The 15,242-nt window shown below is 50.9% G+C and carries 13 protein-coding genes and 3 tRNA genes; 8 read left to right on the forward strand and 8 right to left on the reverse strand.

The features are described from left to right. Positions 1 to 4 precede the first annotated feature (4 nt). The 4 genes from uxaC to ACYZZ0_RS22030 are packed head-to-tail and all read right to left on the reverse strand — an operon-like array spanning position 5 to position 4,447. Positions 5 to 1,423 (reverse strand): glucuronate isomerase, encoded by a 1,419-nt coding sequence (gene uxaC, locus ACYZZ0_RS22015; protein ID WP_461538824.1) that lies wholly within the window; start codon positions 1,421 to 1,423, stop codon positions 5 to 7. 35 nt (positions 1,424 to 1,458) lie between these two features. Then, positions 1,459 to 2,757, reverse strand: coding sequence for a TRAP transporter large permease (locus ACYZZ0_RS22020; protein ID WP_461538825.1), 1,299 nt, complete (start codon positions 2,755 to 2,757; stop codon positions 1,459 to 1,461). A gap of 46 nt (positions 2,758 to 2,803) precedes the next feature. Further along, the gene (locus ACYZZ0_RS22025) at positions 2,804 to 3,349 is read right to left on the reverse strand and encodes a TRAP transporter small permease (protein ID WP_461538826.1); all 546 of its coding nucleotides are present in this window, start codon (positions 3,347 to 3,349) and stop codon (positions 2,804 to 2,806) included. A gap of 27 nt (positions 3,350 to 3,376) precedes the next feature. Further along, positions 3,377 to 4,447: a TRAP transporter substrate-binding protein gene (locus ACYZZ0_RS22030; protein ID WP_461538827.1), complete on the reverse strand. Its 1,071-nt coding sequence runs from the start codon at positions 4,445 to 4,447 to the stop codon at positions 3,377 to 3,379. Positions 4,448 to 4,667: 220 nt separating this feature from the next. Here ACYZZ0_RS22030 and ACYZZ0_RS22035 point away from each other — a divergent pair, with 220 nt between their 5' ends. Beyond that, entirely contained in the window at positions 4,668 to 6,200 is a 1,533-nt protein-coding gene (locus ACYZZ0_RS22035) for a UxaA family hydrolase (RefSeq protein ID WP_461538828.1), read from the forward strand. A gap of 97 nt (positions 6,201 to 6,297) precedes the next feature. On the opposite strand, the gene pyk is transcribed toward ACYZZ0_RS22035, so the two are convergent. Beyond that, a complete protein-coding gene (gene pyk / locus ACYZZ0_RS22040) occupies positions 6,298 to 7,740 on the reverse strand; it encodes a pyruvate kinase (protein WP_461538829.1) in 1,443 nt (480 codons plus the stop codon). An 88-nt stretch (positions 7,741 to 7,828) separates the two neighbouring features. Continuing rightward, entirely contained in the window at positions 7,829 to 8,833 is a 1,005-nt protein-coding gene (gene gap, locus ACYZZ0_RS22045) for a type I glyceraldehyde-3-phosphate dehydrogenase (protein WP_461538830.1), read from the reverse strand. A 563-nt stretch (positions 8,834 to 9,396) separates the two neighbouring features. Here gap and ACYZZ0_RS22050 point away from each other — a divergent pair. Together ACYZZ0_RS22050 and ACYZZ0_RS22055 are read left to right on the forward strand one after the other, a co-directional pair. Next, positions 9,397 to 10,155, forward strand: coding sequence for a GntR family transcriptional regulator (locus ACYZZ0_RS22050; protein ID WP_461538831.1), 759 nt, complete (start codon positions 9,397 to 9,399; stop codon positions 10,153 to 10,155). A gap of 95 nt (positions 10,156 to 10,250) precedes the next feature. Next, positions 10,251 to 10,742 (forward strand): GNAT family N-acetyltransferase, encoded by a 492-nt coding sequence (locus ACYZZ0_RS22055; RefSeq protein WP_461538832.1) that lies wholly within the window; start codon positions 10,251 to 10,253, stop codon positions 10,740 to 10,742. Positions 10,743 to 10,746: 4 nt separating this feature from the next. Here the strand turns inward: ACYZZ0_RS22055 and ACYZZ0_RS22060 are convergent, their stop codons facing one another. Continuing rightward, the gene (locus ACYZZ0_RS22060; protein WP_461538833.1) at positions 10,747 to 11,577 is read right to left on the reverse strand and encodes an SDR family oxidoreductase; all 831 of its coding nucleotides are present in this window, start codon (positions 11,575 to 11,577) and stop codon (positions 10,747 to 10,749) included. A 136-nt stretch (positions 11,578 to 11,713) separates the two neighbouring features. Between ACYZZ0_RS22060 and ACYZZ0_RS22065 the strand changes: the two genes are divergently transcribed. Then, entirely contained in the window at positions 11,714 to 12,493 is a 780-nt protein-coding gene (locus ACYZZ0_RS22065) for a glycosyltransferase (RefSeq protein WP_461538834.1), read from the forward strand. A 63-nt stretch (positions 12,494 to 12,556) separates the two neighbouring features. Here the strand turns inward: ACYZZ0_RS22065 and ACYZZ0_RS22070 are convergent, their stop codons facing one another. Next, complete coding sequence (locus tag ACYZZ0_RS22070; RefSeq protein ID WP_461538835.1) at positions 12,557 to 12,853, reverse strand: hypothetical protein; 297 nt, start codon at positions 12,851 to 12,853, stop codon at positions 12,557 to 12,559. Between the two features lie 350 nt (positions 12,854 to 13,203). Between ACYZZ0_RS22070 and gltX the strand changes: the two genes are divergently transcribed. The 4 genes from gltX (at position 13,204) to ACYZZ0_RS22090 (ending at position 15,242) form a co-directional block, all read left to right on the forward strand. After that, on the forward strand, positions 13,204 to 14,691 hold the full coding sequence (gene gltX, locus ACYZZ0_RS22075; protein WP_461538836.1) for a glutamate--tRNA ligase: 1,488 nt from the start codon (positions 13,204 to 13,206) through the stop codon (positions 14,689 to 14,691). Between the two features lie 200 nt (positions 14,692 to 14,891). Beyond that, a tRNA-Ala gene (locus ACYZZ0_RS22080) sits at positions 14,892 to 14,967 on the forward strand. Positions 14,968 to 15,012: 45 nt separating this feature from the next. Then, positions 15,013 to 15,088: transfer RNA gene (locus tag ACYZZ0_RS22085), tRNA-Glu, on the forward strand. A gap of 82 nt (positions 15,089 to 15,170) precedes the next feature. Next, positions 15,171 to 15,242: transfer RNA gene (locus ACYZZ0_RS22090), tRNA-Gly, on the forward strand.

Below are 15,242 nucleotides of genomic sequence, written 5' to 3' on the forward strand. Positions count from 1 at the left end.
AGTATCAGAGTTTGTAAGCTGCTTTGGGTAACCGGTAGGTCAGGTCATGTGCTGTTTCATGGGCCTCTTCCAGTGTTAGCCGGTGTTCACAGACCAGCGTGGCCAGAAACCGGCTGTCCATACGCCGGGCAACATCATGCCGGGCAGGAATTGAAAGAAAAGCCCGGGTATCGTCGTTAAAACCCACGGTATTATAGAAGCCTGCGGTTTCGGTAATTTGCTGCCGGTAGCGCAACATACCTTCCGGGCTGTCATGAAACCACCAGGGGGGGCCCAGCTTCAGTGCCGGGTAGTGACCGGCCAGTGGTGCCAGTTCCCGGCTGTAGGTAGATTCGTCGAGAGTAAAAACAATCAGGGTTAAATCCGGGCTGTTACCAACCTGATTTAACAGGGGCTTCAACCCCTCAACAAAATTGACTCCGGTTGGAATATCGCAACCCTTGTCCAGTCCGAAGCGACTGAAAACCAGAGCGTTATGATCCCGGTGACTGCCTGTATGCAGTTGCATTACCAGACCATCTTCAACACTCATCTGCGCCATTTCAGTCAGCATATGACCACGAAACAGTTCTGCTTCTTCTGAAGATATCTTTCCAGTAAGAGCTTTGGTCAGTAACTCCTGACAAAAATCAGGCTGTAATACAGTGGTAAAAGGTGTTGGAAAACCATGATCTGTGGCTGTTGCACCCATATCACTAAAAATCTGCCGACGTATCCGTAAGGCCGCAATATATTCACGCCAGTCATGGGTATCCTTGCGAGTTATTTCACCCAGCCAGCGCATATCATGGACAAAGGCCGGATGCTGGGGGTTTGTTACGCTGTCCGGGCGCCAGGTGGTAATGATTCGACCATCCCAGTCAGAATTGTTGAGAGTTCGATGGTGTTTTAGCTCGTCGATGGCAGACTCTGTTGTTGCCAAAACTTCGATATTGAACTGTTCAAACAGGTTACGGGGTAGAAACTCCGGACTATGGAGGCTGATGTTGATCTGGTCGTAAATCTCATCAGCATTATCAGCAGTGAGTGGCTGTTGAATACCAAAAACTTCAGACAAGGCATGATCAATCCACAGGCGCGACGGCGTTCCCCGGAACAGACGTCGATACTGGCTGGCAAATCTGCGCCAGACTTCGCGGGGGTCGTGCTCAATACTGACTTCGAGGCTGGCAGGAGGAACCCCGAGAGATTCCATCGATGTCCCCTGGCTATACAGCATTCGGAACACATAGTGATCGGGTGAAATAAACAGAGCGGAAGGATTTTCAAACGGCTGGTTCTCGGCAAACCAGCGAGCCTCGATATGTCCGTGCGGGCTGATAATGGGCAGTTCTCTTATGTCCTCGTAAATTTCCCTGGCTACATGGCGTATTACCGGGTCGGCAGGAAATAAACGATCGGGATGCAACAGCTCACTGGACATGGTTTACCTCATGTTCGGGTCGCAGTTGTGACCGGTCACAGGCCAAATAATCCTGGAAGGAACAGGGAAAGTTCCGGGATATAGGCCACAGCCATCAAAATCACAAACAGCACAGCATAAAATGGCAACATGGGTTTTATAACCCGGTGAATATCCACTTCACCGACACTGCAGCCTATAAACAACGCATTACCAACCGGCGGGGTGACCAGACCAATACACAGGTTGAAGATCATCATGATGCCAAAGTGCAATGGATCCATACCCAGTTCAGTCGCCACCGGAAGAAATATAGGCGTAAAAATAAGTACTGCTGGTGTCATATCTATAAATGCGCCTGCTGCCAGCAGTAACAAGTTAATCACCAAAATAATCAGCACCGGGTTATCCGTCAGCTGCAGCAAATTTTCACTGATAATCCACGGCAAATCGGCGTTGGTCATGGCCCAGGACATACAGATGGAGACTGCGATCAGTAACAGCACGATGGATGTTGTAGTGACTGATTCCAATAAAATAGCAGGTAACTGTCTGATATCGACCTCGCGGTAGATGCAGACAGACAGGATAAAACTGTAGGCCACAGCAAAAGCAGAAGCTTCTGTTGCCGTACAAAAGCCACTGAGGATGCCTCCCATCACAACCAAAATCAGCATCATGCTGGGAATAGCATCGATGAATGCCATCCATACCTGTCGGACAGAAGGGCGCTGGGGTTTGGGGTAATTCTTTCCTGTTGCAATAATCGCAGTGACCAGCATCAGGCCAATTCCCATTAATATCCCCGGCAGGTACCCGGCCATAAAAAGTGCCGCTACCGAAACCGAGCCACTGGTCAGGGCATAGATAATCATTACATTGCTGGGAGGTATCAGCAGGCCCACCGGGCAAGAGGCTGCATTAACAGCGGCAGCAAATTCCGGCTCATAGCCGGCCTTACGCTGTACCGGGCTTAATACACTGCCGACAGCGGCTGCTGAAGCAGCGCCGGATCCTGAAATAGAGCCAAACAGCATATTGGCCAGAATATTTACATGTGCCAGAGAGCCGGGTAACCGGCCGACAATCATCTGTGAAAAACAGATAAGCCGTCGGGCAATACCGCCCTGATTCATCAGAATGCCGGCCAGAATAAAGAAGGGAATGGCCAGCAGAGCAAAGCTGTTTAGACCTGTTGCCATCCGCTGGGCCAGTAAAACAATGGCTGCATCGGGCGTTAGCATGGTCAGACTGGCGGCCAGCGTGGCCATACCAATGGCAAAGGAGACTGGAATTCCGGCTGTGATCAGTATCAGAAAACTGATCAGCAAAATGGTAATGGTCACAACTTCCATTCGTTTCCTCCGCCGTTTCCGTCACATTGTTCCCGGCTATGTCGGATCAGCATGATCTTGCCGGTTTTTTCTCTGTCGGCACTGTTACGGTTGTATTCGAATGCTCGGCATAATGGGTTGACCATAAACATTCAAAGAGAAACAGCAGGCTATAGAACACAATAAAGGCCCCAGCCAAAGGAATGATGCAGTAAACCAGCCCGACGGGAATACCCAGAGCCGGAGACAGCTGGCCGAGGGTCAGGGTAGTTGTTGCAAACCGGATGCCACCAATCACCATGACCAGTAGAGCGAACAAGGCAATAACCAAATGGTAGAGCAGGTCTGCAATACGGCGGTTTCTGCCCTTGAGGCGGGAGCTGACAAGGTCGATAGCAAGATGTTTTTTCTGTCCCGTGGTATAGGCTGCCCCCAGCATGGCGACTGTCAGCATTAAAAAACGGGCCAGTTCTTCGGTAACAGTGCTGGGTGTAACCGGAAGAAAGCGGCTCAGCACCTGCCAGATAACGGCGAATACAAGTAATGCCATTGCAGAAACAACCAGCACGGCGATCAAACGATCAATGATATTTTTGGCGGCCTGAATATTCATATCTTGCTCCAGCCACGTTCAATTGATCTATGCCCCTGCAGCTGCTTCTGCCGGATGGGCTGGTGGAATTTGAGATTCTTGTTCGAGCGCGGGGGTTCCGGTCGTTCTGATCCTCTGCAATAGCTTCGCCTGTTCGGGGTCTCTGGAAAACTTTTGATACAACGGCGCGATAGCATCCCGAAACGGCTTTTTGTTGACCTCGATAAAACTGACACCGGCTTTCCGGGCGGTATTTCGGGCTTGCTGTACAGCGTCATTCCATAACTGGCGCTGATAGGCTTCAGATCTTTCTGCTGCGGTTTGCAGCATGGTTCGCTGCTGGTCGGAGAGTTTCTCCTTCCAGCTACTGACGGAAATGATCAGGTAATCGGGTATGGATGTGTGTTCATCTTCCGAGAAGTACCTGGCTACTTCGTAATGACGGGTGTCGACATAGGAAGGCGCGTTATTCTCGGCCATATCGACAACACCCTGTTGCAGGGCGGTATAGGTTTCTCCGAAAGGAACAGGAACGGGAGCACCACCCATCAGGCGAATCATCTCGATTGTTGTCGGACTGGGCTGTACCCGTATTTTCATCCCTTTCAGATCATCAGGGGTTCGAATCGGCTTGCGGGCATAAAAACTACGGGTGCCTGCTTCGTAGGCTGCTATGGCAATAAAACCTTTTTTGGCCGGTGCCTGCATGATTTCCCGTCCAAGCGGGCCATAAACGACGTTGTTGAAGTGTTCCCGGTTTTCAAACAGATATGGCAGATTGAACACTGCAAAGGTCCGGTCAAATGACTCAAGATCGCTGGCCGTGCATTTGGTCATATCCAGTACGCCCTGCTGAACCATTTGCAGGGTGTCGGTTGCATCACCCATTTGGCTTCCGGGATAGATACGGAGGCGCAGCATACCTTCAGACATCTGGTTAAGTTGCTCGTCCATAAACACTGCGGCTCTGTGTACTGTATGGTGCTGGTTCAGGTTGTGCGCCATTTTCAGCGTCAGGCGCTTGGCCGCCAGCGCATCTGCAACAAACAGCAGGCAGGCAATCAGCAGCATAACCTGTTGGTTTCGAATAAGGCTTGCAGTTGTCAGTTGTTGTTGCATGAGCCATTCCTGACCGGTTTATACGCTTGGCAGGCGGGTTATTACCTGGCCGACTTTTACTTTATGCCCACCCATCAATGAGCAGAACGCGGGTCACAATCAAACGATTGCAGGCAGTGTTTTTTCAGCCGGCATTTCTAAAAGTAGTAAGATTGCTGTTGTTATCTACTGGAAATTTCCTAATCAGACGATTTGTCTGAAAGATAGCTGTCGGAGCATCATGCCGGTGAAAACGATCAGTGATCGCCCTGTAGAGCTGCAGGGTAGCTGTTACGTAACACATCCAAAGGATAACGTTGCCATTGCGCTGAAGCCTCTTGCTCAGGGGTTGGCAATGAATGTGTCTGGAAAAAACATTCCACTGCGGGAAAAAATACCACAGGGACACAAGCTCGCTCTGGAGTTGGTAAGGCAGGGTGAGCAGGTTATTCGTTATGGAATGCCTGTAGGTTATGCCAGTTGCCACATAGAAACCGGGAGCTGGGTTCATAGTCATAACCTTGTGACCGGGCTTGAAGCTCAACAGGATTACCACTGGCAACCCGGAATTGCGGACAGGCTGCATAGCATCCAATCAGATCGTTATGTGAAGGCTTACAGGCGTAGAAGTGGTCTTGTTGGTATTCGAAATGAACTCTGGATTATTCCTACCGTCAACTGTGTAAACGGCTGTGGACGAATGATGGCGGAGCTGTTCCTGAGTCGTCACAAGCCTGATGACATTGATGGTGTTCACGTGCTGTCTCATGCCTATGGCTGCTCTCAGTTGGGAGATGATCTGCAGCATACCCGTACCATCCTGCAGGATATGGTTCATCATCCCAATGCCGGTGGTGTGTTGGTGCTGGGTCTTGGGTGTGAAAACAATCAGCTGGATGTATTTCGAAAGTCATTGGACGATCATGATGAACGTCGGGTGCGTTTTTTAAAGGTACAGGATGCCTCGGATGAGATAGAAGAGGGCGTTGCGTTACTGGAGCAGCTTTATCGACAGATGCAGGATGATCAGCGCCAACCGGTTCCGGTTAGCGAACTGAAAGTCGGACTGGAATGCGGTGGTTCTGATGGGCTTTCAGGCATTACTGCCAATCCACTGGTAGGGCGTTTTTCGGATTGGCTGGTTGCCAGAGGGGGCTCTACGGTGCTGACTGAAGTACCGGAGATGTTTGGCGCTGAACAGTTGTTGATGGCGCGTGCGGCAAGTCAACAGGTTTTTGAAGATATTGTAGGAATGATCAATGGCTTCAAGGGTTATTTTATTCAACATAACCAGCCGATCTACGAAAACCCGTCGCCGGGTAACAGGGAAGGTGGCATAACCACGCTTGAAGAAAAATCCCTCGGGTGCACCCAGAAATCCGGTGATGCCAGGATTATGGATGTTCTCGATTATGGTGAACGGTTGCGATGCTCCGGGCTTAGCCTGTTAAGTGCACCGGGTAATGATTCGGTTGCAACATCAGCTCTGATGGCGGCAGGCTGTCATATGGTGCTGTTTACGACCGGGAGAGGAACGCCTTACGGTGGCTTTATTCCCACATTGAAGATATCAACCAATACCGGTCTGGCGGCAAGAAAACCGCACTGGATTGATTATGATGCCGGTGGGCTGGTGGATGGAACCATCGATATGGACAAGCTAGTGGCAGGACTTGTCGATAAGGTGATAGCTGTTGCCAATGGTGAGCAGGTGAATAACGAGCGGAATGGTTACCGGGATCTGGCGATCTTTAAAACCGGCGTGACGCTTTAGAGCGGATCAGGGTTCAGAGTGATGGGAAGGATTTTTGTAAAAGTCACCGGTAAGCCATAAGGCTTACCGGTGAATATAAGCGTGCAACAACAGAAGATTAAGCAGTCAGAATCTTCAGAGTGTTGGTGCTGCTGTCGCTGAAGCCGCGAGTCAGGATAACCTTGTCGCCTGCAGCCAGGTGGCCGGCTTCTTTCAGAGCTGCCAGCGCCTGTTCTTCAACGTCAGGGCTGTCGCTCTTCACGTCGAACGGCAGGCTGTGTACACCGCGGTACAGGGCCATGCGACGACGGGATTCTTCGTGACGGCTCAGGGCAAAGATCGGCAGCGCAGAGTTGATGCTAGCCATCCACAGAGCAGTACGGCCGGACTTGGTCAGGCAAACGATCGCCTTGATGTCCTTCAGGTGGTTAGCCGCGTACATGCTGGCCAGTGCGATGGTTTCGTCACTGCTTTCGAAGTCGAATTCCATGCGGTGCTTGGAAACAGTCGCGCTCGGGTGCTTCTCGGCGCCCAGGGCAATACGCTCCATTGCTTCAACAACAACGTGCGGGTTCTTGCCGGTTGCAGTTTCAGCAGACAGCATGACAGCATCGGTGCCATCCAGTACAGCGTTCGCTACGTCGAAAACTTCTGCACGGGTCGGCAGACTGTTTTCGATCATGGATTCCATCATCTGGGTTGCAGTGATAACCGGACGGTTCAGACGACGAGCCATCTCGATCATTTCTTTCTGGGCGCCAACCAGTTCAGCGTCACCCACTTCTACACCCAGGTCACCACGAGCAACCATGATAGCGTCGGAAGCTTCGATAACTTCCTGCAGACGGCCCGGCTGGTGGATAACTTCAGCACGCTCGATCTTGGACAGGATAGCTGCGCTGCCACCGGCTTCCGCCAGCAGTTTGCGTGCTTCTTCCAGATCTTCCTTGCAGCGAACGAAGGAAACCGCCAGGTAATCAACATCAATCTTGGCAGCCAGCTTGATGTCGTTCTTGTCTTTGTCGGTCAGTGCCGGCGCAGACAGACCACCACCGGCCAGGTTGATGCCCTTGTTGTTGGACAGCTTGCCGCCGTTCAGAACCTCACAGTGAATGCGGGCGCCGGAAATATCGACAACCTTCATGGTGATGCGGCCGTCGTCCAGCAGCAGCACGTCGCCAGGCTTGCAGTCGTTCGGCAGGGTCTTGTAAGCGATACCAACGGCCTTTTCGTCACCGTCGTGATTGCCCAGTTCTGCGTCCAGAATGAACGGAGCACCGTCCGGCAGCTCGATAGCACCGTCCTTGAAACGGGCGATACGGATTTTAGGACCTTGCAGGTCACCCAGAATGGCAACGTTACGGCCTTCCTGAGCAGAAATCTCACGTACCAGGTCAGCGCGCTGCTGGTGTTCTTCGGGTTCGCCGTGAGAGAAGTTCATGCGAACGACGTTAACGCCGGCACGAATCAGCTTGGTCAGGGCTTCACGGGATTCACTGGCAGGGCCAAGAGTGGCAACAATTTTTGTACGACGGAGCATAGGAGTATTGGAAGCAGTCATCGGGGGGAATCCTGTAAACACAATCCGGGTTGCACATAATGTGCAACCCGGAGCGGGTTCGCTGAATTAAATATCAGACGAGAGGCGCTTACGCCTGCATGAGGGCCTTGGAGGTGTCCAGCATGCGGTTGGAGAAGCCCCACTCGTTGTCGTACCAGGACATAACCTTGACCAGACGACCCTGTACGCGGGTCTGGGTCGCATCAAAGTTGGAAGAGAACGGGCTGTGGTTGAAGTCGATGGAAACCAGCGGCTCGGTGTTGTAGTGCAGTACAGTGCTCATCGGCTCCTGACGTGCAGCCATACCAATGATTTCGTTAACTTCTTCAACAGTAGTGTCACGCTCGGCAACGAAGCTCAGGTCAACCAGAGAAACGTTAACGGTCGGTACACGAACAGCCATGCCGTCGAACTTGCCCTTCAGCTCAGGAACAACCAAGCCTACAGCGGCAGCAGCACCGGTAGCGGTCGGGATCATGTTCTGTGCAGCAGCACGGGCACGGTACAGGTCAGAGTGGTATACATCGCTCAGACGCTGGTCGTTGGTGTAAGCGTGGATGGTGGTCATCACACCGCTTTCAATGCCCAGGCTGTCGTTCAGCGGCTTGGCAATCGGTGCCAGGCAGTTGGTGGTGCAGGAAGCATTGGAGATAACGGTCATATCGGAAGTCAGGATGTCGTGGTTGACACCGTAAACGATAGTCGCGTCAACGTCCTTGCCCGGAGCAGAAACGATTACTTTCTTGGCGCCGGCATCCAGGTGAGGCTGGCAGGTTTCGCGGGAACGGAACAGACCGGTGCATTCCAGGACAACGTCTACGTCCAGTTCTTTCCACGGCAGGTTAGCCGGGTTGCGCTCGCTCAGAGTGCGGATTTCGTCACCGTTGATGAACAGGGCACCGTCACCGGCTTCAACTTCAGCGTTGAAACGGCCGTGAACAGTGTCGTAACGGGTCAGGTGAGCATTGGTCTTGGCGTCGCCCAGGTCGTTGATAGCAACGATCTGGAATTCGCTGCGACGATCAGACTCGTACAGAGCGCGAAGGACGTTGCGGCCAATGCGGCCATAACCATTGATGGCGAGACGAATCATGGGGGTATCTCTCTGCTGTTAAATGGACGCGAAGCCTGAAAAGGGGGGTCCTCAGCCTGTGCATCCAGTGAATATGCTTTAATGGTATTCCATTGGTATGGTGTTTTGCAATAATTATAGACCTGTAAAATACCAATAAGTTTCAACGACTGTTTTTCAGGCGCCAAAAACCGTGTTGTTTCCAGTGGCTGAAAAAGGCATGCTCAAAGCCGTACAGCCTTGGGAAATCAGTCGGTTATAACGGTTACAACCAGACGGCATACTCATTAAGATAGCCGCTGTATGCCGTTTTCACACATTGAAGTGTGGCATATTTTGATGCTTTCACCAGAACCCGGGCGGATCCCGCTACAGTGGCCGGACAGGGGTTGTTTGGAGGGTTTCGAATATGTTCGAGATTGTGTCTATAATGGTCTAGATTGGTATTTTATTGGTATTGTTGTGTTTAAATGGCGCTGTCTGAGTTGTGCTGATGTTTGATATTGTTGCTTGTGCTGAAGTTTGGGGCAGGTTTAACCCCGGCGGGCAATTACGGTTTTGTCGAGGGAAGAGGGACTTTAGGTATGAGTGATGTGAAGTTGCAGCCCAGTTTGTTACAGCAGGTTTTCGGTGATCCGAACATTCTGCGGGATAATCATACCCCTCTGTATCTCCAGTTGCAGAACCTGATTCAACAGGCCATCGAAGAAGGAATACTGCAGCGGGGGCAGGTGTTGCCGGCAGAGAGAGAAATTGCCAATTACATGAAAGTATCCCGGGTCACGGTTAAACGGGCAATCGATGAGTTGGCCAATATCGGTCTGCTGATGCAGAAACAGGGAGTGGGCACCTTTGTTACTGAGCGGATGGTTCACTCGCTGGATCGGCTCCGCAGCTTTTCAGAAGTCATTGAGTCGGTAGAAAAACAGCCGGATTCCCGCTGGATTGATCGCGGGGTAGGGCTGGCAACAGTAGAAGAGCAGGAAAAGCTCGGGCTGGAAGCCAATGATGAAGTGGTGCGGATGTTCAGAGTTCGAATGGCTGATGACAAGCCGGTTGCGCTGGAGTATGACGTTGTGCCGCGTAAATTTCTGAACTCACCTTTTGATGTTTCCGGCTCTCTGTATGAAGCGCTGGCTGCTGTCGGGGTACGTCCGGTGAAAGCTGTTCAGCGCCTGCGGGCGGTAGCGCTGGAAGCATCCTATGCCGATTACCTGGGGATTGAGCCGGGTAGCCCGGTGATCTATATGGAGCGTAACGGTGTGCTGGCGGACGGGACACCGGTTGAATTCAGTCAGTCTCACTTGTTGGGAGACACTTTCGAGTTCGTAACAGAAGTATAGAACCGCGTGTAGTTACTGATGTTCTGTACCTGATTAATTCGGCAACATGGTCTCATGTCGTTTTGGCATAACCGGCTGTCTTTTCGGGTACATGAATGATGAACAAAAATAATGATCTTGAATGGTTCTGTCTTCCTTTTGCTCAACTGACGACAGGGCAATTGTATGACCTGCTCAAGCTACGAGTCGATGTATTTGTGGTAGAGCAGGAATGCCCTTACCCTGAACTGGATAACCATGATCGTCAGGCAGATGTTCATCACTTGCTGGGATATCACGAGGGTCAGCTGGTGGCGTGTGCCCGCCTGTTACCTGCAGGCGTTACCTATCCTTCTGTCAGTCTGGGTCGAATTGCTATTGATCGTACATTCAGGGGCAATGGCTCGGGACATTTGTTGGTTGCAGAGGCCTTGGAACAGGCTGACCGACTGTGGCCAAATGAGAATATCAAGATCGGTGCACAGAGCTACCTGACCCGCTTTTACCGCCAGTTCGGGTTTGTTCAGGTCTCCGAGGAATATCTGGAAGATAATATTCCTCATATCGATATGGTGCTGGATAAGTCAGAGCAAGTGGTAATGAGCTGATTTATCAGTTTCGCAGCCGGTCAAGTTTAAACAGCCGCCCCAGTATGCGCTCCAGCAGGCTAACAGGAAGCCAGCGTTTAAGCGCTGGGAGCGCCCGGCTGCCATTACCAATTCTGACGATATTCAACGACTTGCCCGATTCAATTTTACTGACAAGGATGTCGGCAAATTCTTCCGCCGTCGTCGGGTTCTTCTGGGAGGCCATCGCCCGCTCCTTGATGGCCGATTCTATTGCTGTATAGGCAGACCCGGGTTTGAGTCGGCTCAGACTTTCGGTTGCTGTTGAGCCGAAGTTTGACTGAATGGCGCCGGGCTGGACTGTAACAACATTAACGCCCAATTGTTTTAGCTCCATTCTCAATACATCTGAAAGTGTGTTGATGGCCGCTTTGGAGGCGCAATATGCACCTGAAAACGGGGTGGCCAGCACACCGGAGATACTGCCAATGTTAATCACTGTTCCTTGATTCTTCAGAAGTAACGGCAGAAAAGTCTGTACTACTTTCATTGGAGCAAACACGTTGGTTTGAAACTGTTGCTTCAGCTCCTCTTCGGTCACCTCAATTAAAGGCCCCATGGCACCATAGCCTGCATTGTTGACCAGGATGTCGAGCTGTCCGTCGTGTTGTTGTATTGTGCCTGCAGCCGTCTCGATTGCAGCAGGATCATTTACATCCAGCTCAAGTACATGAATCCCCTTTCTGGTTAAGGCATCCAGTTTTTTCAGACTCCTGGCAGTAGCCCAAACTTTGTAGCCTTTATCATGAAAGGCGAGAACCAGTGCCTGTCCAATGCCGGTAGAGCAGCCAGTGATCAGTACGTTTTTTTTATTCATTGCAGTCGGATCAATAACTTTAATCGGAAATGAGCATAAAACCCCTGTCGTATTGGTGCAATGACCTGAAGCCGGATGGTAACTGCTGTTTGGCTATAATCCGTAACCTGTTTTTTATTTTTTCCGGTGTGTCGCATTGCCTGCATTACCGAAAAATATTCACTGGATCTGGCTTGGTAAAAAGATTCCCGGCCAGTTTGCCTGGAATATCAAGTACTGCCTGAAACTAAACCCGGATTACACCGGTTTTTGCTGGACCAATAATATCAGCTGCTTTTCAGAGCACCCGGAATTGCTGAAGTGTCATCATGACCTCTCCGAGTTATATGGAAAGGCTCAAGCCCTGGCTGAAATTGACGTGACGCAATATGCTGCGGCAGTTTCACGTGAGAGTCATGGGTGTTATTCCAATTTTGCCAATGCATCAGATCTTATTCGCTGGTTGGGAATATACCTCTATGGTGGAATTTATCTGGATGTCGACTTACGGGTTAAGTGTGCTTTTGGCAAGATGTTTTCGGCCAGCGGGTTACGGCTGAATCTGCTGACTTATGAAAATGGATACTTTGGTGCTGTTGCACGCCATCCGATGTTTTTGAAAATCATAAATACCTGTGTCAGTCGTTATCGTCATGGTTCAACTGAAGGTATTGCTGAGCCGGCATTTTTATCATCGGGTGAAGACTTGAGCTGGGTCGTTAAAAGAGCCCGCAAGCTGGAATGTGCACCCAGGGTGTGTGACTGGGCTGCCGGATTTACGGCCTATCACAGTTTTATTCAGGGGGAGTATGCAGTGGATTTTCTGGATTACTTTTCCAAATATCAATATTTTGAAAAACCACCGGAGAATCGGCTGTTTACAGAGTATCAGTGGTGCTTACCTCCTAAAACAACCTTTAATAGTGAGTATCCGTGAAGTTTCGGGTCACGACTTGGCAGCTTGTATTTGGAAACAGGTGCTGATGACCAGAATGTAATCTCAATCTATCTGCATACTCTTTTCAGGCTCACTGTCATACGCAATTGAAGAGGTTAAAGGCTCGGACGTAAAGATAAATGGAGTAGGGCTGTTGAGCTTTTTAACTGACTTGACCGTAGGCTGCTCAGGGGGAAATTCAAGGACTTTGCGCTTGCGGCTGCAAAGGCAGCAAAAATCAATCATGCCATAATTGGGAAGATCCCGGGTAGTACAGGTCAATCGATGATGAGGCTGATTTAGCCATTCAGGAATAACCGGGTTATTGGCAATATCACGGCCCAAAATGATTGTTGGCAAAGGGTAAGTTGGCTCAATAGCTGCTGGGATAGAAATTATCTGGCAACATTGTGGGCTGATATAACCTGTACTAACCATAAAATTACCCCTGCATTAGCACTGATAGCTGCAGAGCACTCATCAGGTGTATTTGCTCTGGAGGGGTAGCTAAAAATATTTATTGCAAGAAACAGCAGTGCTCTCTTTTTCATAAAGCAAAGCATAGCTTGATTCCTGCTCTGACAGGGAGAGTACTCATTCCGGGAGAAATATTACTGATTATATAGAGGTTGGTTTGTGTACCGGCTTACATGCCTCATTGCTTCCTCCTATAATACGCACCTTTCAAATCACTCAGTGTGACTCTCGCTATGACAGTACGTACCCGGGTTGCTCCGTCACCCACGGGTGACCCTCATGTGGGCACCGCGTATATCGCTCTTTTCAACCTGGCTTTTGCCCGTCAGCACGGCGGCCAGTTTATTCTGCGGATCGAGGATACCGATCAGGCACGCAGTACGCCTGAATCCGAGAAGCAGATTATGGATTCTCTGCGCTGGTTGGGTCTGGATTGGGATGAAGGTCCTGATGCCGGTGGTGAGCACGGCCCCTACCGCCAGAGTGAGCGCCGTGAAATCTATGATGAGCACGCCCAGATCCTGCTGGATAAAGGTCATGCCTTTCGTTGCTTCTGTACTTCCGAGCGTCTGGACGGGTTGCGCCAGCGTCAGGCTGAAAACAAGGAAGCCCAGGGTTATGACGGCCACTGCCTGCACCTGAGCCAGGATGAGGTGGAAAGCCGGGTTGCTGCCGGTGAGGCTCATGTGGTTCGGATGAAAGTACCGGCCGAGGGTACTTGCACCGTAGATGATATGCTGCGTGGCAACATCGAAATCGACTGGAATCAGGTTGATATGCAGGTGCTGGTCAAGGCTGATGGCATGCCGACCTATCACCTGGCCAATGTGGTCGATGACCATCTGATGGGTATTACCCATGTTCTGCGTGGTGAAGAGTGGATCAACTCTGCGCCCAAGCACAAGCTGCTGTATGAATACTTTGGCTGGGAGATGCCTCAGCTGTGTCATATGCCGTTGCTGCGTAACCCGGACAAGAGCAAGCTGTCCAAGCGCAAGAACCCGACCAGCATTACCTACTACCGTGATATGGGCTTCCTGCCGGAAGCGCTGCTGAACTATCTGGGCCGTATGGGCTGGTCCATGCCGGACGAGCGTGAGAAGTTTACCTTTGCCGAAATGGTAGAGAACTTTGATATCAAACGGGTTTCCCTGGGTGGCCCGATCTTCGATCAGGAAAAGCTCGGCTGGCTGAATGGCAGCTGGATTCGTGAAAACCTGTCCGAGGAAGACTTTGCGGATCGTCTGCACCAGTGGCTGCTGAACAAGGACTACATCATGCAGTTCCTGCCCTTTGCCAAGGAAAGGGTAGAGAAGATGAGTGACTTTGTTCCGATGGCATCCTTTATGTTCTCCGGTAAGCTGCCGTTGACTGAAGCGGACTTTGCTCACAAGAAACTGGAACCGACTGAAGTGAAGAAAGTGCTGCAGTTTGTACTGTGGCGTCTGGAGCAACAGCGGGTCTGGACCAAAGACAATATCTTCGCCGATATCAAAGCCATGACCAAAGCGCTGGGTCTGAAAATGGGCGATTTGATGCAGCCGATTTTTGTATCCGTTGCCGGAACCCCGAACTCCTGGTCTGTCATGGACTCCATGGCGATTATCGGCCCGGATATGTCCCGTGCCCGCCTGCGTCATGCGATTGAAGTGCTGGGTGGCGTATCCAAAAAAGAAACCAAGCGACTGGAAAAAGAGTTCAAGGCGCTGGAATTTGCCTGATTAATTCAGGGTTTAGATAGAAAGGGGCAGACGTCGTCTGCCTTTTTCATCTAAGTGTCACCGGGTCTTATACCCGAAAGTTTGGATTCAATTTTTTTTGAGTGCTTGACAGCATGTTGGTCGCTCCATAGAATGCGCCTCGTTCTTCGGGCACTGCCACGGAGACAGGCGGCACCAGTCGCCAGCAAATAAAAGTTTTCGGGGCCTTAGCTCAGCTGGGAGAGCGCAACACTGGCAGTGTTGAGGTCAGCGGTTCGATCCCGCTAGGCTCCACCAAGTTTTGAATGATGGAAGTATGTAGTCGTCATTCGAAAGAATAGCGTCCCGTTCGTCTAGTGGCCTAGGACACTGCCCTTTCACGGCAGTAACAGGGGTTCGAGTCCCCTACGGGATGCCACTTTCTTCTCGAAAGCGTTGTAGTGGAAATTACGGGCTTTTGAGTGACCTGAAGAAGTCATTAAACTGTTTCACGAAATTTAGCGGGAATAGCTCAGTTGGTAGAGCACAACCTTGCCAAGGTTGGGGTCGCGAGTTCGAGTCTCGTTTCCCGC

The organism is Spongorhabdus nitratireducens (genome assembly GCA_947387575.1).
GTDB lineage: Bacteria > Pseudomonadota > Gammaproteobacteria > Pseudomonadales > Endozoicomonadaceae > CANDOC01.